The sequence below is a fragment of the Betaproteobacteria bacterium genome (genome assembly GCA_016791345.1).
In the GTDB taxonomy this organism is placed as follows: domain Bacteria; phylum Pseudomonadota; class Gammaproteobacteria; order Burkholderiales; family JAEUMW01; genus JAEUMW01.
Genome location: JAEUMW010000024.1, coordinates 1 through 18140, shown reverse-complemented (window position 1 = coordinate 18140; position 18140 = coordinate 1). Strand labels below are relative to the sequence as shown.

Annotated in this window: 15 protein-coding genes; 9 read left to right on the top strand and 6 right to left on the bottom strand. The window is 67.0% G+C overall.

Going from position 1 to position 18140, the window contains the following annotated elements; translation table 11 throughout:
• Window positions 1-1430, bottom strand: a 1430-nt coding sequence (locus JNK68_00845; protein ID MBL8538892.1) for a bifunctional (p)ppGpp synthetase/guanosine-3',5'-bis(diphosphate) 3'-pyrophosphohydrolase, incomplete at its 3' end; no start/stop codon positions are given.
• Window positions 1431-1851: 421 nt separating this feature from the next.
• On the opposite strand from JNK68_00845, the gene JNK68_00840 reads away from it, so the two are divergent.
• The 4 genes from JNK68_00840 (at window position 1852) to JNK68_00825 (ending at window position 8510) form a co-directional block, all read left to right on the top strand.
• The gene (locus tag JNK68_00840) at window positions 1852-3270 is read left to right on the top strand and encodes a circularly permuted type 2 ATP-grasp protein (GenBank protein MBL8538891.1); all 1419 of its coding nucleotides are present in this window, start codon (window positions 1852-1854) and stop codon (window positions 3268-3270) included.
• Between the two features lies 1 nt (window position 3271).
• A complete protein-coding gene (locus tag JNK68_00835; protein MBL8538890.1) occupies window positions 3272-4234 on the top strand; it encodes an alpha-E domain-containing protein in 963 nt (320 codons plus the stop codon).
• Between the two features lie 108 nt (window positions 4235-4342).
• Window positions 4343-5074, top strand: coding sequence for a peptidase (locus JNK68_00830; protein MBL8538889.1), 732 nt, complete (start codon window positions 4343-4345; stop codon window positions 5072-5074).
• 97 nt (window positions 5075-5171) lie between these two features.
• A complete protein-coding gene (locus JNK68_00825) occupies window positions 5172-8510 on the top strand; it encodes a transglutaminase family protein (GenBank protein ID MBL8538888.1) in 3339 nt (1112 codons plus the stop codon).
• Window positions 8511-8512: 2 nt separating this feature from the next.
• On the opposite strand, the gene JNK68_00820 is transcribed toward JNK68_00825, so the two are convergent.
• Window positions 8513-10870 carry a DNA internalization-related competence protein ComEC/Rec2 gene (locus JNK68_00820; GenBank protein ID MBL8538887.1) on the bottom strand — a complete coding sequence of 786 codons (2358 nt, stop codon included), beginning with the start codon at window positions 10868-10870 and terminating at the stop codon, window positions 8513-8515.
• Between JNK68_00820 and JNK68_00815 the strand changes: the two genes are divergently transcribed.
• From JNK68_00815 to JNK68_00800, 4 genes are all read left to right on the top strand, one after another.
• Window positions 10849-11526, top strand: coding sequence for a DUF2062 domain-containing protein (locus JNK68_00815; protein MBL8538886.1), 678 nt, complete (start codon window positions 10849-10851; stop codon window positions 11524-11526). The two genes, JNK68_00820 and JNK68_00815, sit on opposite strands and share 22 nt — an antisense overlap.
• Window positions 11523-12140 (top strand): DNA-3-methyladenine glycosylase 2 family protein, encoded by a 618-nt coding sequence (locus JNK68_00810; GenBank protein ID MBL8538885.1) that lies wholly within the window; start codon window positions 11523-11525, stop codon window positions 12138-12140. Before JNK68_00815 ends, JNK68_00810 begins: the two co-directional genes overlap by 4 nt.
• 232 nt (window positions 12141-12372) lie before the next feature.
• The gene (locus tag JNK68_00805; GenBank protein MBL8538884.1) at window positions 12373-12837 is read left to right on the top strand and encodes a hypothetical protein; all 465 of its coding nucleotides are present in this window, start codon (window positions 12373-12375) and stop codon (window positions 12835-12837) included.
• A gap of 165 nt (window positions 12838-13002) precedes the next feature.
• Entirely contained in the window at window positions 13003-13761 is a 759-nt protein-coding gene (locus tag JNK68_00800; GenBank protein ID MBL8538883.1) for a hypothetical protein, read from the top strand.
• Window positions 13762-13783: 22 nt separating this feature from the next.
• Here the strand turns inward: JNK68_00800 and JNK68_00795 are convergent, their stop codons facing one another.
• From JNK68_00795 to JNK68_00780, 4 genes are all read right to left on the bottom strand, one after another.
• Window positions 13784-14251: a hypothetical protein gene (locus tag JNK68_00795; GenBank protein ID MBL8538882.1), complete on the bottom strand. Its 468-nt coding sequence runs from the start codon at window positions 14249-14251 to the stop codon at window positions 13784-13786.
• A 237-nt stretch (window positions 14252-14488) separates the two neighbouring features.
• A complete protein-coding gene (gene lolD, locus JNK68_00790) occupies window positions 14489-15208 on the bottom strand; it encodes a lipoprotein-releasing ABC transporter ATP-binding protein LolD (GenBank protein ID MBL8538881.1) in 720 nt (239 codons plus the stop codon).
• Window positions 15201-16445 (bottom strand): lipoprotein-releasing ABC transporter permease subunit, encoded by a 1245-nt coding sequence (locus tag JNK68_00785; GenBank protein MBL8538880.1) that lies wholly within the window; start codon window positions 16443-16445, stop codon window positions 15201-15203. Before JNK68_00785 ends, lolD begins: the two co-directional genes overlap by 8 nt.
• A 74-nt stretch (window positions 16446-16519) precedes the next feature.
• A complete protein-coding gene (locus JNK68_00780) occupies window positions 16520-16939 on the bottom strand; it encodes a YjbQ family protein (protein MBL8538879.1) in 420 nt (139 codons plus the stop codon).
• 64 nt (window positions 16940-17003) lie between these two features.
• On the opposite strand from JNK68_00780, the gene JNK68_00775 reads away from it, so the two are divergent.
• Window positions 17004-18050, top strand: a complete 1047-nt coding sequence (locus tag JNK68_00775; protein MBL8538878.1) for a phosphoglycerate mutase — start codon at window positions 17004-17006, stop codon at window positions 18048-18050.
• The last annotated feature ends 90 nt before the right edge of the window (window positions 18051-18140 follow it).

The window sequence follows — 18140 nt, the reverse complement described above, 5'->3', positions numbered from 1 at the left end:
GAGGGTCCGCCCGACTTGGCCGCGAGCACTTCCACACGCTGTCCGTTCGACAGCGCGTAGTTCAACGGCACCATCGCGCCGTTCACCTTGGCGCCGCGGCAGCGATGGCCGAGCTCCGAGTGCACGTGGTAGGCGAAGTCGACCGGCGTCGCCCCGCGCGGGAGCGCAATCACCTGCCCCTGCGGCGTGAATACGTAAACCGTGTCGCGAAAGAGCTCCGTCTTGAACTGCGCGGCGATCTCGGCCGAATCGGGCACCTCATCCGGCCACTCCAGTATCTGCCGCAGCCACGCGATCTTGTCGTCGTAGGAACTGTCGCGCCCGCCACCCTCCTTGTAGCGCCAGTGCGCAGCCACGCCGAGCTCCGCGTGGCGGTGCATGTCGTGGGTGCGGATCTGCACCTCAAGCACGCGTCCGTCCGGACCGATGACCGCCGTGTGCAGCGACCGGTAGCCGTTCGGCTTCGGTTTCGCGATGTAGTCGTCGAACTCCCTGGGCAGCGGCACCCACAGGTTGTGGACGATGCCCAGCGCCGTGTAGCAATCGCGCACCTCGGGCACGAGGACACGCAGCGCCCGCGCATCATAAACTTCTGCGAAATCGACCGACTTGCGGCGCATCTTCTTCCAGATGCTGTAGATGTGCTTCGGCCGGCCACTGATGTCGGCGGCAATGCCCGCGGCGGCCAGTTCGCCCTTGAGCGTGGCGATGGCCTGCTCGATATAGCGTTCGCGGTCGACCCGCTTCTCGTCGAGCTGGCGCGCGACATCCTTGTAGACGCCCGGCTCCAGGATGCGGAAAGACAGGTCCTCCAGCTCCCACTTGAACTGCCAGACGCCGAGCCGGTTCGCGAGCGGCGCCAGCAGGTCCAGTGTTTCGCGGGCCGCCGCGCGGCGGCGGTCTTCCTCGCCGCGCTTCACCAGAAAGCGCAGACGTTGCGTCTGCTCCGCCAGCTTGATCAGCACGACACGGATGTCCTGCACCATGGCGAGCAGCATCTTGCGCAGCCCCTCGAGCTGCGCACCGTCCTCGCGCCCGGTGCCGGCCGCAACCCCGCCGGTGAGCGCCTGAATCTGCCCCATGCGAGCCACGCCGTCGACCAGGCTCGCCACATCCGGACTCACCGTTTCACGCAGCTTCTCCTGGCTGCGCGCGATGAAGTCCGGCATGTCATGCAGGAGCGCTGCCGCGACCGCACTGCCGGCCAAGGGCAACCCGGTGAGAACGCCGGCCGTGCCCACCGCGTGGTCGAGCGCCGGCTCCCCGTCCGCGGTTCTTTGCTGCGCAAGCTCGTCGCGGGCGAAGTCGAGAGCGCGGGCAACCAGTGCCTGATCGGGCTCGGACAGACGCGAGGTGAGCTGCGCGAGCACCGCCACGCTGTCGAAGCTGGCTTCGGGCCCGGCGCGCGGATCGGCGGAAGCGGTACTCATCGCGAAATTATCTCACGCAAGCACCGGGCACCCACCCGCTCCGCCTTCTCGCCTCGCGAGCGTGTACAGGGCGGACGTTGCGGTTGGCGTCGAGGGCCCGAGGTCGAGCCCCGGTCGGGGGTGTCCGCGCGAGCGAGCGCGCCGCCATCTCCATCATGACCGCGGGAACCGGCGCCGACACCATGGGGTTAGCGCGCCAGTGCCCCCGCTCCGAAACGGAGCGCCGCGCACCGCAAGGGGGCGCATCGGCGAGCCTTCGGCCGACCCGATTCGGTGTACCATTTGCGCGCCCGCTCAAGCCTATCAAGCGCTTACGGGCACGCTGCACCCGGCGCACGACGCCGGTGGAGCGCCGCTGTTCCGTGGCACAGCGGTTGCAATTTTCGCTCCGAAATACCTCAAGGAAAAAGAGCGCACGCCAATGTTGGACGCCCGCTTCTACAACGAGATGTTCCTTCCGGACGGCACCGTCCGCCCCCACTACCAACCCTTCGCCGACTGGCTCGCCGGCACCGAACCCGATCGCATCGCGGAAAAGCGCGCCGAAGCCGATGTCATGTTCCACCGCGTCGGCATCACGTTTGCGGTGTACGGTGAGGAAAGCGGCACCGAGCGCCTGATCCCCTTCGACATCGTGCCGCGCATCATTCCGGCGCAGGAGTGGCGGATGCTCGAGCAGGGGCTGCGGCAGCGGGTGCAGACGCTCAATGCCTTCCTGCACGACGTCTATCACGATCAGGAGATCATCAAGGCCGGCATCGTGCCGGCCGAAAAGGTGATCGGGAATTCCGAGTACCGCTCCGAAATGTGCGGGGTGGCCGTGCCCAACGGCATTTACTGTCACGTCGCAGGCGTCGACATCGTCCGCGCCGGACAGGGCGAGTACTACGTCCTGGAGGACAATCTCCGCGTTCCGTCGGGCGTGTCGTACATGCTCGAGGATCGCAAGATGATGATGCGGCTCTTCCCCGAGCTCTTCTCGAAGCAGTCGGTGGCGCCGGTCGACCACTATCCGTACCTGCTTCTGGAAAGCCTGCGCAGCGTGGCGCCGGCCGGCGTGTCCGACCCGACGGTGGTGCTGCTCACCCCCGGCATCTTCAACAGCGCGTATTTCGAGCATACATTCCTCGCCCAGCAGATGGGGGTCGAACTCGTCGAGGGACAGGATCTCTCCGTCCGCGACAATACCGTGTTCATGCGCACGACCAAGGGGCCGCGCCGGGTCGACGTGATCTATCGCCGCATCGACGACGACTTCATCGATCCGCTGGCCTTCCGCAAGGACAGCATGCTCGGCGTGCCGGGACTCTTCTCCGCCTACCGCGCGGGCAAGGTCACGCTTGCCAACGCGCTCGGCACCGGGATCGCCGACGACAAGTCGATCTACCCCTATGTGCCGGACATGATCCGTTTCTACCTGGGTGAGACGCCGATCCTGAACAACGTCCACACTTATCTGCTGGCGAAGCCCGACGATCGCGACTACGTGCTCGCCCACCTCGCCGAACTGGTGGTGAAGGAAGTCCACGGTTCCGGCGGCTACGGCATGCTGGTCGGCCCCACGGCAAGTTCCGCGCAGATCGAGGAATTCCGGCAGCGCATCATCGCCGCGCCGGAGAAGTACATCGCGCAGCCCACGTTGTCGCTGTCCGCGTGTCCGACCTTCGTCGAGTCGGGCGTCGCGCCCCGCCACATCGATTTGCGTCCCTTCGTTCTCTCCGGGCGCGAGATCACGCTGGTGCCGGGCGGACTCACGCGCGTCGCGCTGCGGGAAGGGTCGCTGGTGGTGAACTCGTCGCAGGGCGGCGGTACGAAGGACACCTGGGTGCTGGAGTCATAACATGCTGTCGCGAACCGCAAACGATCTGTACTGGATGTCGCGTTACATGGAGCGTGCGGAGAACACCGCGCGCATGCTCGACATCACCTACCGCATGTCGCTCCTGCCTTACCGGATCGTCGAGGAAGGGCGCGAACAATGGGCCGAGCCGTGGGCGATCCCGCTCATCATCACCGGGCTGGTCAGCGACTACTACGAGCGCTACCCGCAACTCACCGCGGACAACGTCCTCTTCTTCCTCGTCCTGGACGCGCGCAATCCCTCGTCGATCTACTCCTGCCTGCAGTCGGCGCGCGAAGCGGCGCGCTCGCAGCGCGGGGCGATCACGCCCGAGATGTGGGAAAGCCTCAACCACACCTGGCTCGAGGTGCGTCCGATGGATTTCGCCGCAGTGACGGACCGCGGCATCCAGGAGTTCTTCGAGTGGGTGAAGATGCGCTCCCACCTCCTGCGCGGCATCACCTTCGGCACCATGCTGCGCGATGAAGCGTATCTCTTCATCCGCCTCGGCACCTACATGGAGCGCCCGGACAACACCGCGCGGCTGCTCGACGTGAAGTATCACACGCTGCTGCCGAGTGCAGCCGATGTCGGTGGCGCCGTCGACTACTATCAGTGGAGTGCGCTGTTGCGGTCCCTATCGGGCTTCCAGGCCTACCGCAAGATGTACCGGGATGCGATCACGCCGATGCGCGTGGCAGAGATGCTGATCCTGCGCGACGACATGCCGCGTTCGCTGCACGCCTGCATGAACGACGTGTACGAGATCCTGAAGCAGGTGAGCGGCAGCGCCGCCGGTGAAGCCGAGCGGCTCGCGGGCGAGATTCACGCCCATCTCCACTACGGCCGCATCGAGCAGATCGTGTCCTACGGCCTGCACGAATACCTGACCGATTTTCTCGGCAAGATCAGCACCCTGGGCGACGAGATCAACCGGCAGTTCCTGACGCCGGTGTACGCTTGATCGACCGCCGCGGCCTCGGCGCCAGCCCGGTGCCGGGGGCGCCTTGTCGCCCCTCGACGATTCACTTATTCTTGCGCGCTCCTGTAACGCGCTTGTCACGGAACCGGCATGACCTACGGTGTCGCCATGATGCTGGACGCGGGGATGATCTTCGCGTCGGATTCCCGCACCAATGCGGGCGTCGATCACGTTGCATCGTTCCGCAAGATGCGCCTCTTCGTCGTCGAGGGCAACCGCGTGATCGTCGTGCTCTCGTCCGGCAACCTGTCGCTGACGCAAGGCGCGTTGAACCTGCTGGAAGCCGGCAAGACCACGGAGGGCGGCCACACGATCTGGAACATCAACTCCATGTTCCAGGGTGCGCAACTGCTCGGCGATGCGCTGCGCGAGGTGCGCGAGCGGGATGCCGGCTATCTCACGCAGGCGAACGTCGATTCCTACGCCTCGTTCCTGATCGGGGGTCAGATTCACGACGAGCGACAGCGGCTCTTCCACATCTACTCCGAAGGGAACTTCATCGAAGCAATGCCGGAGACGCCGTACTTTCAGATCGGCGAGATCAAGTACGGCAAGCCCATCATCGACCGTGTCGTGACCAGTCGCACGAGCCTCATGGACGCGGCGAAGTGTGTGCTCGTCTCCTTCGATTCCACCATGCGCTCCAACGTGTCGGTCGGGCTGCCGATCGACATCCTGGTGTACGAGCACGACAGCCTGGTCGTCGGCCTGCAGCGGCGCATCGTGGAGGGCGATGCGTACTTCTCGCGCATCCACAAGATGTGGGGCGAGGGGGTGCGGCGGGTCTTCTCCGAGTTGCCGAACCCGCACTGGGACGATTGAGCGGACGTGCCGCCGAGGGCGGCACGCCCCGCGTTACCGCATCATTCTCCGCGGCGGTGTACCGCAGCCGCCCCGTTATCGCGTCCACGCCAAAGTCATGACAATTCGCGTCGCCCTGCACCACCTCACCCGCTACCGCTACGACCGCCCGGTCGCGATATCGCCGCACGAGATCCGCCTGCGCCCGGCGGTGCATTGCCGCACGCCGATCCACAGTTATTCGCTCACGGTCAAGCCCGAGAAGCAGTTCATCAACTGGCAGCAGGACGCGTACGGGAACTACGTCGCGCGCCTCGTCTTCCCCGAGAAAGCGCGGGAACTGGAGATCGCCGTCGATCTGGTCGCGGACATGACGGTGATCAATCCGTTCGACTTCTTCGTGGAGGAGTACGCGGGGGAATACCCGTTCGCGTATCCACCCCAGCTCGCCAAGGAACTGGCCCCGTTTCTCGAGCGCGATCCGCCCGGACCGCTGCTCGCCGCGTGGCTGGCCGACTTCCGCGCGAACGGACTCAAGCCCGGCATGAACATAAACGATTTTCTGGTGGCCTTGAACCAGAAGGTCTCCCGGGACGTCAGCTACCTCATCCGCATGGAGCCGGGGGTGCAGACGTCGGAGGAAACCCTCGCCCGCGGCGCCGGCTCCTGCCGCGACAGCGCCTGGATGCTGTGCCAGATCCTGCGCGACTTCGGGCTCGCGTCCCGCTTCGCCTCAGGCTACCTCATCCAGCTCACGGCCGACGTGAAGGCACTTGACGGACCTTCCGGGCCGGAGGCCGACTTTACCGACCTGCACGCCTGGACCGAGGCTTACCTGCCCGGCGCCGGGTGGATCGGGCTCGACCCCACTTCCGGGCTGCTCGCCGGCGAAGGCCACATTCCTCTCGCATGCACGGCCTTCCCGTCGAGCGCCGCACCGGTGGTCGGTTACACCGACGTCTGCGAGTGCGACTTCCACTTCGAGATGAAGGTCACCCGCATCCACGAGGATCCGCGGGTGACGAAGCCGTTCCAGGAGGAGCAGTGGCAGGCGATCGAGGCGCTCGGCCACAAGATCGACGCCGAGATCGTGGCCGGCGACGTCCGCCTCACACAGGGAGGAGAGCCGACCTTCGTTTCGATCGACGACATGGACGGCGCCGAATGGAACACGAATGCCCACGGCGAGAAGAAGCGCGAGCTGGCGGGCATCCTGCAGCTCAAGCTGAAGGAGAGGTTCGCGCAGGGTGGCCTGCTCCATTTCGGCCAGGGCAAGTGGTATCCGGGCGAGCCGCTGCCGCGCTGGGCTCTCGGCATCTACTGGCGGCGCGATGGCGTCCCACTGTGGCGCGACGAAGGTCTCATCGCGAGCTCCGACGCGACAGGGACCTCGGTGCCGGAGGATGCGCACCGCTTCGTCGCGGGTCTCGCGCGGCGCCTGGGACTGTCGGAACGCTACGCCATCCCCGCCTACGAGGACGTCTCGCAGGCAGTCACCGAAGAACAGAATCTCCCCGAAAACGTCGATCCCCTGCAGCGCGACCTCAAAAAAGGCGAGGAGCGCTCACGGCTCGCAAAACTGCTCGGTCGCGGCCTGGGGGAGGTCGTGGGCTATGTGCTGCCGCTCAAGCCCGAGGACCGGCAGCGGCTGCCGAAGGGCAAGACGAATCCGGGCGAGAGCCGCTGGCGCTCCAGCCGCTGGCCGCTCAAGCGCGAGCATGTGTACCTGATCGGCGGCGACTCGCCCATGGGCCTGCGCTTGCCTCTGTCCTCATTGCCATGGGTCGCCCCCGACGACGCGGAAATCGAGTACCCGGTGGACCCGTTCGCCGAACGCGAAGCGCTCGGCGACCCGCGCGCAGCGAGCGGCGGCACGGCGCTCGCCGTTGCACCGGGCGCTGAGCCCGCAGCGCGGCCCAGACCCAAGGAAGTCATCCACACCGCGCTTTGCGTGGAGGTGCGCGACGGTCGCCTCAACCTCTTCATGCCGCCGCTCACCCACCTCGAAGACTACGTGAACCTCGTGGCGGCGATCGAGGACACCGCGGCAGAGCACAAGCTGCCGCTGCGCATCGAGGGTTACACACCACCGAGCGATCCACGCCTGCGCGTGATCAATGTCACCCCCGATCCCGGCGTGATCGAGGTCAACATCCATCCGGCAGCGAGCTGGGACGAACTCGTCAGCAACGTGACGATCCTCTACGAGGAAGCCCGTCTCTCCCGCCTCGGCACGGAAAAATTCATGCTGGACGGACGGCACACCGGAACCGGCGGCGGCAATCACGTCACGCTCGGCGGGCCATCGCCGGCCGACAGCCCGCTGCTGCGCCGGCCCGACCTGCTGAAGAGCCTGATCACCTACTGGCAGAACCACCCGGCGCTCTCGTATCTCTTCTCCGGCACCTTCGTCGGACCGACGAGCCAGGCGCCGCGCGTCGACGAGGCGCGGGACGACGCCCTGTACGAGCTCGAAATCGCGTTCCAGCAGATCGACGAGAAGCTCACGCCGGGCAAGCCCAGCAACCAGCCCTGGCTGGTGGACCGGCTGCTGCGCAATCTGCTGGTCGACCTGACCAGCAACACGCACCGCGCGGAATTCTCCATCGACAAGCTCTACTCGCCCGACGGACCGACCGGGCGCCTCGGCCTGCTCGAGTTCCGCGCCTTCGAAATGCCGCCGCATCCGCGCATGAGCCTCCTGCAGACGCTGCTTCTGCGGGCGCTGGTGGCGCGCTTCTGGCGCGAGCCCTACCAGGGGCGGCTCGTCAACTGGGGCACGCAGCTGCACGACCGTTTCATGCTGCAGCACTTCGTCGAGCACGACCTGCGCGACGTGGTGCGCGACCTGCGCGCTGCCGGCTATCCGTTCGAACCGGAATGGTTCGCGCCCTTCATCGAGTTCCGCTTTCCCCGCTACGGCACGGTGGCCTACGAGGGCGTCAAGCTCGAGCTCCGCCAAGCCATCGAGCCGTGGAACGTGCTGGGCGAGGAGGTCTCGCAGGCGGGAACGGCGCGCTATGTCGACTCATCTCTCGAGCGCCTGCAGGTCAAGGTCAACGGCATGACCGACTCGCGCCACGTCGTGACCTGCAACGGCCGGCCGGTGCCCCTGCACCCCACGGGCACGCATGGCGAGTACGTCGCCGGCGTGCGCTATCGCGCCTGGGCACCGCCCTCTGCGCTGCATCCGACGATCCCGGTCCACTCGCCTCTCGTGTTCGATATCGTCGATACCTGGAGCGGGCGCGCCATCGGCGGCTGCACGTATCACGTGGTGCATCCGGGCGGGCGCAGCTACGAGACGTTTCCCGTCAACGCCAACGAAGCGGAAGCGCGGCGCGTCGCCCGCTTCTGGGATCACGGTCACACGCCGGGGCCGATGAAGGTGCGGGAAGAGCCGCTCAACCGTCTCTTCCCGTTCACGCTCGATCTGCGCCGCAAGCCGGTTTCCTGAGCTCAGCGCGGCGGATCGTCGCGCCAGTAGCGCCGTTCGGCCTGGCGCCAGCGCGTGACGCGCACCCCGTCGCGGGTAAAGTCGACGCGCAGCGCACCGTCGCGGTCGCTGCGCAGCATGTCGATGTCCCGATCGCGATAGCGCGCGATCACCTCCGGCTTGGGATGGCCGAAGCGGTTGCGATAACCGGCAGTGAAGACAACCGTCGCGGGTCGCACCGCATCGAGCAATGCGTCGCTCGACGAGGTGCGGCTGCCGTGATGCGGAGCAATGAGAAGGGTGCTTCGCACGCGATCGCCGACGCGTGCGACCAGCTCGGTCTCGGCGCGCCGCTCGATGTCACCGGGCAGCAGTGCACTGCCGGTTGCCGCCGTCATTTTCAGCACACAGCTCGAATCGTTGTCGGAGCGGCCACGGAAGTCGTCGCCCGGCGCCGGACTCAGCATCTCGAAACGTACCCCGTCCCATTCCCATTGCTGACCGCCGAGACACCGCCCGGAAGCTGCTGCCGGCGCGCGCAGGGGATGCTCGTCCGGCAGCGATGAAACGATCCATCCGATCGGCACCGTCTGCAGCACCGAGGCGGCGCCGCCGATGTGGTCGCTGTCGTCATGAGAAAGCACGAGGCCGTCGAGTCGCGTCACACCGCTCGCACGCAGAAACGGCACGACGATGCGATTGCCGGCATCCGCGTCGCCGGTGTAATCCGGCCCGGCGTCGTACAGCAGCGCGTGCGCGTGCGTCTGCGCGACGACCGCAAGACCCTGCCCGACGTCGAGCACCGTCAGGCGCAGCGCCCCCTCCGGCAACGGCTGCGGGCGCGAGGCGAAAAGCGGCAGCAGCAGGACGCAGCCCACCCACCGGGTCGGGAATCCGCGCGGCAGCAGCAGCCAGATCACACCCGTGAGCGCGAGCACCACGGCCCAGAGCGACGGCGCGTGACTCTCCCACACCGACGCTTCGCTCGCGCTCAAGACCGTGAGGAATCCCATGCACAGACCGAGCACGCGTTCCGCCACGGGCAGCAGGAACCCGAACGGCGGGACGCAGCCGGCGAGCGTGAGCGGCACCACGACGAGACTCACCACCGGAATGGCGATGGCATTCGCCAGGGGTGACGCCAGCGATACCTGCTGGAACAGCGCGAGCAGAAGCGGCGTGAGCCCGAGCGTCACCGCCCACTGCACGCGGCCCCACTCTGCCAGCCAGTGCGGGCGGCCGATGCGCCACGAAGTCACGAACAGGATGGCGGCGACGGCGCCAAACGAGAGCCAGAAACCGGGCGCAGTCACCGCCCAGGGATCGGCGACGACCACGACCAGCAATGCGACAGATAGGACGGTCGACGGCGCCGTCTCGACCCCTCGCAGCAGCGCCAGCGCCACCACCGCGAGCATGAGCACGGTGCGCTGCGCCGGAACACCGAAGCCGGCCAGCAACGCGTAGCCGAAGGCGGCCGCAAGTCCGGCGAGCGCGGCAGCTTTCAGCGCCGGCACGCGCAACGCCCACCGCGAACGCCGCCAGCCGAAGCCGGCGAGGCCCGCCACGAGCGCCGCCACCATCGTGATGTGCAGCCCGGAGATGCTCATCAGATGGTTGACGCCGGTGCGGTTGAAGACCTGCCATTGCGCCGCCGGGATCGCCGCCTGGTCGCCCACCGCCAGCGCGACGATAACGCCCGCGCAGGGGCGGTCGCCGAGAATGGCGCCGATGCGCTCACGCAGGAGTTCCCGCACGCGATCGACGAGCAGGCCCGGCCGCCAGACCAGCGTATCGATCAGACGATTGCCGGGATCGCGGCGCACGTAGCCGGTCGCGCCGATGTCTTCCTCCAGCAGCCAAAGCTCATAGTCGAACGCGTGCGGATTCACCGTTCCGTGCGGGCGCTTGAGTCGAACGACGAGCGACCAGCGCTCCCCGGCACGCAGCACAGGCACCGCCGCCGCACGCGCCTCCTCGTCCGTGCTGCGCCCGTACCAGTTGAGCTGCACGCGCGCGGGCAGCGCAACGCCGTCTGCCACCTTCTCGATCTCGAAGCCGAAGCGCACGCCTCGCTCGTGCTGCTGCGGCAGTCCCGAGATCACACCGACGACGTGCAGGTCGCGCCCTTCGAGTTCGGGTGTCAGGCGCTGGTCGAGCCGATGCTCCGCGCGGCCAGCGGCCCAGAAGAAGCCCAGCGCAAGGACGGTGACGAGGGTGATCCCGCGTCGCAGGAGTCGGCGCCGTCGCCCCGGTACGAAGATCAGCGACCCCGCCACCACCGAGGCTGCAGCGAAGCCGAGCCACGGGAGCGGTGGCAGCTCGGCGCGCGTCTGCAGCCAGATCACGCCGAGGAGATATGCGATTACCGCGCTACGCACGGAGCAGACGGACCAGAAGCTGCCTGTCTCGCGGCACGGCTTTCCGGTACAGTTTCGCCGCGTCGTCCGAAGCCGCCAAGCGAGCAGCCGTGCCGAAAAAGCTCTTCCGCAAATACCTTCCCAGCCACGAGAGCGTTACCGGGAATCCTTTCGTGGCCCGCTTCGGCAGCTTCCTCACACACCCCAATCTGTGGCACCTGAACCGCCGCTCGGTGGCAGGCGGTGTGGCAATCGGGCTCTTCGCCGGACTGGTGCCGGGGCCGACGCAGATCGCCGCCGCGACCCTCCTTTCAGTCATCCTCAAGGTGAATCTCCCGGTCGCGGTGTTCACGACGCTGTATACCAATCCGCTGACGATCGTGCCACTGTACATCGCGGCCTATCAGATCGGAGCATGGGTGACGAGCAGCCCGGGCGAAGGTCCACCCGCGCCTTTGAGCCTTGCGGACAAGCCGTGGTCGGAGTGGCTGCCGGCGCTGTGGGAATGGCTGCTGTCGATGGGCAAGCCGCTCGCGGTGGGTCTGCCGCTGTTTGCACTGCTGCTGGCCGTGCTCGGCTATTTCGCCGTGCGTGGCGCGTGGCGGCTGTGGGTCGTCCACGCGTGGCACAAGCGAGCGCGCATCCGCGCGTCACGGGCTGGCCGCACCCCCACGTGAAACCGCTCTACTGGGACCGCGCGGCGCGGGAACTGGCAGATCGTGATCCCGTCCTCCGCGCGCTGATCGCGCGCTTTCCGGATATCTCGCTGCAGCGGCGGGGCGATGCTTTTGCGACGCTTGCGCGTGCCATCGTCGGCCAGCAGATCTCGGTCAAGGCTGCGGAATCGGTGTGGCAGCGGCTTCTCGGAGAAGTCGGCAGCGTGACACCGCCGGCGCTTGCGGGCTATGGCGAGGCCGCGTTTCGGGCGGCCGGCCTGTCGCGGCAGAAGGCGGCGTACCTGAGCGACCTCGCCGGCCATTTTCTCGACGGCTCGGTCAACGTCGAGCGCTGGGGTGAACTCGACGACGAGGCGATCGTCGTGGAGCTGACGCAGGTACGTGGCATCGGCCGCTGGACCGCCGAGATGTTCCTCATCTTCCACCTGCAGCGTCCGGACGTTTTCCCGCTCGACGACCTCGGACTGCAGCGGGCGGTCAGTCTCAGCTACGGCCGCGGCCGCAAGATCTCCGCGCGGCGCCTGCGTGCGCTCGGTGGCTGGTGGACGCCGTGGCGCTCGGTCGCCACATGGTATCTCTGGCGCAGCCTCGACCCCATTCCCGTCGAATACTGAACGCTCCCGCGGGAAACGCGACGGTCGGCAAACGCCGCTCGCCGCAGCGACTGGCGGGCCGTTACCGTCGATGACTCGCCAAAGCCCCGTCCGACAGGACTTGCAGCGGCTCGCCCGCCCTCTCACGCCCCCGAGTTTTCTCTGGCATCCGGATTGCTGAAAAGCAGTCGCAGGCAACGCTTTTGTTATCAACGACTTCCGGCCGCCAGGCCGTACTTGGGGAAAACAACTCATGAAACCCGATCCCGATTTCGGCACGGCCGGCCCGAACCTGATGCTGCCGGAGATTCAGCTGTGGCGCGCGGTGCTGTTCCGCGCGGTGCTCGATGCACAGCACGGCAGTCAGGCGATGGTGCGCGATGTCGTGCGCTGGATCGAGACCAAGGATTTCGAGCGCGTGGTGGTCTGGGCGGGGTTCGAACTGGAGCAGGGTCGGCTAGCTGCGAAGTATCTGCGTGACGTGTGCGCGGAACGCGCAACGCAGGCCGCGAAGTCTGCCGGCCGCCCGCTGCTGGAGGACGAGTTGGAGTTGGATTTCGACGTGAACGACCCCGAGTCCGAACTCTTCGATGAGCCGTTGCTGGCCCTCATCTGCACCGCACGCGATATTACCCAGGCAAGGCGTGCCGCCTGCCCACGTCCGCCGCGGCGGCTGTCGCTGCGCCGGTCCACCGGGATGGCAACTCCTGCGCTGTGACCGCAGGACGAGAATACTCGGCACGTGGCTGACGGCAGGTAAGCTTCAACGACGCCCGCCAACGAGCATTTCCGCCTATACTTTTGCCCCCAACCGGGGTCCCGCCTGCGGGACCTCTTTTCACGTTCTCGACAGTCGAAGCACACCAGCAGTAAGGAAATCCGCATGTCACCTGCCACCAGCGGTGCCACAGCCGCCCCCTCGAACACTTCCCGAAGCACCGGACACCGGAATACCCCCACCCTGCTACTGTACGGCGGCGCGGCTGTTGTCTTCGGCGCGCTCCTGCTGATGCTCTCACCGCACAAGCTGCGGGCGGCGACCTTTGCAGCCGAACCGCAGACGTCCTTTGCACGGACTGCCGCGGGCTTCCAGGGCATACCGTGGGGTGCGCCGCCCGACGCGGTCGAAGCCAAGCTTGGAGAAGCCGCCGAGCGCGACGACGACAGCTGCAACGACGAATTCTCCCGGCAGGCGCTCGCCGCCGAGGGGCATGATTGCGTGGTGGTGGCGATCGATTATTACCTGCTCGATGGCATTCCGTTCTCCGCGTCGTTTCGTTTCGATCCGGTCAACAAGGGACTCGACGCCGTGGTGCTGACGTCCAGCCTCAAGTCAAAAAATCTCACGCCGAAGCAGGTGAGGAAGGTGCAGACCGAATGCCGCGACAGCTACGGACGTGTAGCGCGCCGACTCGCGACCGAGTATGCGGCTGCGGTTCTTCCACACCAGGTATTCGAGAAACCCGCGGCGCCGTTCGCCAAGGGCAGTCATCATGCGTGGGAAGGCGCGGACACGCTCGTGCGGCTGCGCCGCTCGTACGACTATACCGACCACTGGAAACGCTGGCGTCGGGCAGACGGCTGCGAGATCGAAGTTCGCTACGCCGCGCTGCACCCGGACGTAGACATGCTGCCGGAATAACCGCCCCGGCGAGCGCGACGGCTCACGGAATTTCGGACGCCATCCCGCTCGCCGTGGTCGGCGCGCTGAGCTCGGCGCGCTGCGTGAGGTCACAGCCCACGCGATGCATGCTGGCGCCGACGGGCTGATACACACCGTAGCGCAAGAGAAACTCCCGCTGCACCCCGTAGGCTTCGCGCTCCAGCGCGATCGCGTTCTCGCAGCTCCACTTTGTCGGGTCGAGGCGACCTGCCTCGTGCTGCAGATGGTGGACCATCTCGTGGACCACGATTGATGCCGCGAGCATGCTGTCGCCGGGCTTGAGACGCTCGTCCACGTAGATGGTGCGCCCCGGCGGAAACCAGCCCATGACCTTGCACTCGCGGCCGTTGCACGCATGATCGACGAGATAGTCATGCGAAACGGTCGTGACCTTGGCCGGATGATCGGGCATCGGATAGCCGGACAACGTCACGGCCCAGGAGAGCAGCACTGCATAGAGCTCGTTCATCGTTACCTCGCACTCGGGAACCGCGTTGCACGCTGCACCTCGCGTCTGTTCCGCTCTGGTGCAGTCACGCCCTCCTGTGGTGCACAACCTGCGCTATTAGCTCGCACTACCGTGGCGAAACCCTTGATTCCACGAGTTCCAGCCCACTTTGTTGCTATGCAGCACAATGCAGGCCAGAAGGAATCGGCCCCGGCTCGCGCCCGGGACCATGCTTGCGGTGAGCGTTCGAGGAAGCGGCTATCCAGCCGCGGGAACGAAGTCCGAAGCGGCGACGAGCGCGCCGTCTTCGAGCCGCAGCACGCGGTCGGCGCGGGCGGCCAGGTGTTCGTCGTGCGTGACGATGACGATGCTGGTGCCGAGCTCGCGGTTGAGCTCCAGCATGAGATCGAATACCGCCTGCGCATTCTGACGGTCGAGGTTCCCGGTCGGTTCGTCCGCCAGCACGCAGGCCGGCTTTGTCACCAGCGCCCGGGCGAGCGCGGCGCGCTGGCGCTCACCACCGGAGAGTTCGCCTGGTGCGTGCGCAAGCCGGTGTCCGAGTCCCACCTGTTTCAGGACCTCGGTCGCGCGCTCGCGCGCCAGCCGCTCGCTCATCCGCCGGATATAGAGCGGCATGGCGACATTGTCGACCGCCGAAAATTCCGGCAGCAGATGATGAAACTGGTAGACGAAGCCGAGATGCGCGTTGCGCCAGTCGCCGCGCGCTTTGCCTGTCATCGAGGCGAGATTGCGGCCCATGACCTCGACCGTGCCCGCGGTCGGTGAGTCGAGCCCGCCGAGCAGGTGCAGGAGCGTGCTCTTTCCGGAGCCCGATGCGCCGACGATCGCCACGTGCTCGCCTACGCCGACGGTGAGATCGATCGCGGCGAGCACGGGCACCGGCACCTTGCCCTGCATGTAGGTCTTGGCCAGTTCGCGACACGCGACGACGGGCAACCGCGCGCGACCGTCACTCATAGCGCAACGCCTCCGCCGGATTGATCTTCGATGCGCGCCAGCTCGGGTAGAGCGTCGCGACGAGACTCATCACCAGGGACACGATGGCGATGGTGATCACGTCCGCCCACCGCAACTCGGACGGCAGGTCGCTGATGTAGTACACGTCCTTGGACAGGAACTGGACGTGGAACAGCTTCTCGATTGCGGGTACGACGACGTCGACGTTCTGTGCGAGCAGCACGCCTCCGATCACACCGAGCAGGGTACCGACCACACCGATGATGGATCCCTGGACGACGAAGATCTTCATGATCGACACCGGGGCGGCGCCCAGCGTGCGCAGGATCGCGATGTCGGCTTCCTTGTCCGTCACCGCCATGACCAGCGTCGACACCAAGTTGAAGGCGGCGACGGCGACGATCAGCAGCAGGATGATGAACATCACGTTCTTCTCGATCTGCACCGCGCGGAAGAAGTTCGCGTGGCTGCGCGTCCAGTCGCCGACGAAGGCGTCCTGCGTGAGCGACAGCATCAGTTCGCGCGCGACCTGCGGCGCGGCGAAGAGGTCGTCCAGCTTGAGGCGCACGCCGGTGACGCGATCGTCCAGCCGGTAGAGCTTCTGCGCATCATCGAGGTGGATCAGCGCGAGGCCGGAATCGTATTCGAACATGCCGACCTCGAAGATGCCGCTCACCGTGAACTGCTTGAGACGCGGCAGGATGCCGGCGGGCGTCACCTGCCCCTGCGGCGCGATCAGCACCACCTTGTCGCCGACGTAGGCGCCGAGGGCGTGCGCGAGTTCGGAGCCGAGGACGATGCGAAACGCGCCGGGCTCGAGGCTGTCGAGACTGCCCGCCTTCATGTGCTGGCCGATGTCCGCCACCTGGTTCTCGAGGCTCGGCAGGACACCGCGGATGATCGCACCCTGCACGCCGCGGTCGGTCGAGAGCATGCCCTGCCCGAACACGTAAGGTGCGGCCGCGATCACGCGCGGATGGCGTTGCGCCTCGCCGGCCACCTGCTGCCAGCTCGCGAGCTGGTCGTTCGTGCCCGTGATCTGGATGTGCGACGCGACGCCGAGGATGCGGGAGCGCAGCTCCTTCTGGAATCCGTTCATCACCGAGAGCACGACGATCAGCGCCGCCACGCCGAGGGCGATGCCGAGCATCGAAGTGAGCGTGATGAAGGAGATGAACTGGTTGCGGCGTTTCGCCCGCGTGTAGCGCAGGCCGATGTAGAGCTCGTAGGGTTGCAAGCGGGGAGGCCCCGTCGGAAAAGGGCGCAGTGTGCCACAGGGCCGGTGCGCCAGCCAGCCGCCGGCTCCGGGCGCTATTCGCCGATCAGGTGCAGCAGCACGTGCCGCCGATGGCCTGCCGTGCGATGCTCGTAGACGTAGAGGCCCTGCCAGGTTCCCAGGGCGAGCGCACCGCCCGCCACCGGAATCGAGAGGCTGGTCTGCGTGAGCGCTGCGCGCACGTGCGCCGGCATGTCGTCCGGCCCTTCGATGGTGTGCTCGAACATGGCGTCGCCGTCGCGCACCAGCCTGGAGAAGAAGCGCTCGAGGTCGCGCTGCACCTCGGGATCGTAGTTCTCCTGCACCAGCAGGCTCGCCGAAGTGTGGCGGATGAAGAGCGTGAGAACGCCGTTCTCGATGCCGCTTCCCGTCACCCAGCGGCGCACCTCGTCGGTGAAGTCCCACAAGCCGCGGCCGCGGGTGGCAATGGTGATCTCGTCTCGCTTCTGCTGCATCGTCGTCGGTCGAGGGGGCGCTGCCGGCGTCCCCTGCCCGCCATGCTAGAGTAGAAATCGAATCATGGCGACCGCCCGCCTCCCCACCCTCGACCTGCTGCTCCCCGGCCTGCTGCCCGCGCCGTCGACCGGCATGACCGGCGCATCGGCTCCGCGCCTGCCGGCACTGGAGCGGCTGCTCGCCCGCAGCGACCGCACGACGCTCGCGGACTCCACCGCCAGCCGCTGGCTCATGCGCCGATTCGACGTGCACTCCGATGGGGAGATGCCCGCCGGAGCGCTCTCGCTGCTCGGTGACGGCGGCAGCCCGGGCGAGGCGTGCTGGCTGCGCGCGGATCCCGTCCACCTGCGCTTGCAGCGCGATCAGCTCGTCCTCGCCGACCATCGCGTATTCGGCATCTCGCAGGGCGAGGCCGAGGCCCTGACCGACGCGCTCAACCGCCACTTCGCCAGCGACGGCCTGGTCTTCTATCCGCTGCGACCCGAACGCTGGTACCTGCGCACGGCGACCGTGCCCGCCATTCTCACCACACCGCTTGCCGAGGCCGTCGGCCGCTCCATCGATCCGATCCTCCCGCGCGGACCCGATGCGCTCACCTGGCACCGGCTCGGCAACGAGATCCAGATGCTCCTGCACGGCGTCCCACAGAACATGGAGCGCGAGTCGCGGGGGATGCTGGCGGTCAACAGCGTATGGCTGTGGGGCGCGGGAATCCTGCCCACGAACCTCACCCGCCCGTATGCCCTTGTGCTCGGCGACGATCCGCTCGCTGGTGGACTCGCGCGCGCCGCCGGCTGCGAAGTGCGCGCCTCTGACGAGAACGCTGGCGCTGCGCTCGCCCGCCCCCTGCCGGGTGACGCGCTGTGGTGCGATGCTCGCCTGGATACCCTGCACGCCTACGGCGACGATGCCGCCGTCGCCACCGCGCTGCGAAGCATGGAAGAGAAGCTCTTTGCACCCGCGCTCGACGCGCTGAAACGCGGCCGCATCGACAGCGTGCGCATCGTCACCTTCAGCGGCAACGGCGGCATCGCGTTCACCGCCAGACGCTCCGGCCTGCTGCGCTTCTGGCGCACCGACCGGAAGCTCTCCGACTACGCGTCGGCCTGAACACCGCCACGATTCGCCGACCATGCCACGCGTCACCACTCGCGACGTACCGCCCGAGGGCGAGCAGGCGCTGCTGCGCGCCGGCCTGCC

What these genes read in the sequence shown, in the direction of transcription:
- JNK68_00795 (MBL8538882.1), bottom strand. Translation starts at nt 14,251, where the DNA reads ATGAACGAGCTCTATGCAGTGCTGCTCTCCTGGGCCGTGACGTTGTCC.
- JNK68_00805 (MBL8538884.1), top strand. Translation starts at nt 12,373, where the DNA reads ATGAAACCCGATCCCGATTTCGGCACGGCCGGCCCGAACCTGATGCTG.
- JNK68_00835 (MBL8538890.1), top strand. Translation starts at nt 3,272, where the DNA reads ATGCTGTCGCGAACCGCAAACGATCTGTACTGGATGTCGCGTTACATG.
- JNK68_00780 (MBL8538879.1), bottom strand. Translation starts at nt 16,939, where the DNA reads ATGCAGCAGAAGCGAGACGAGATCACCATTGCCACCCGCGGCCGCGGC.
- lolD (MBL8538881.1), bottom strand. Translation starts at nt 15,208, where the DNA reads ATGAGTGACGGTCGCGCGCGGTTGCCCGTCGTCGCGTGTCGCGAACTG.
- JNK68_00830 (MBL8538889.1), top strand. Translation starts at nt 4,343, where the DNA reads ATGACCTACGGTGTCGCCATGATGCTGGACGCGGGGATGATCTTCGCG.
- JNK68_00800 (MBL8538883.1), top strand. Translation starts at nt 13,003, where the DNA reads ATGTCACCTGCCACCAGCGGTGCCACAGCCGCCCCCTCGAACACTTCC.
- JNK68_00825 (MBL8538888.1), top strand. Translation starts at nt 5,172, where the DNA reads ATGACAATTCGCGTCGCCCTGCACCACCTCACCCGCTACCGCTACGAC.
- JNK68_00840 (MBL8538891.1), top strand. Translation starts at nt 1,852, where the DNA reads ATGTTGGACGCCCGCTTCTACAACGAGATGTTCCTTCCGGACGGCACC.
- JNK68_00775 (MBL8538878.1), top strand. Translation starts at nt 17,004, where the DNA reads ATGGCGACCGCCCGCCTCCCCACCCTCGACCTGCTGCTCCCCGGCCTG.
- JNK68_00815 (MBL8538886.1), top strand. Translation starts at nt 10,849, where the DNA reads ATGCGATTACCGCGCTACGCACGGAGCAGACGGACCAGAAGCTGCCTG.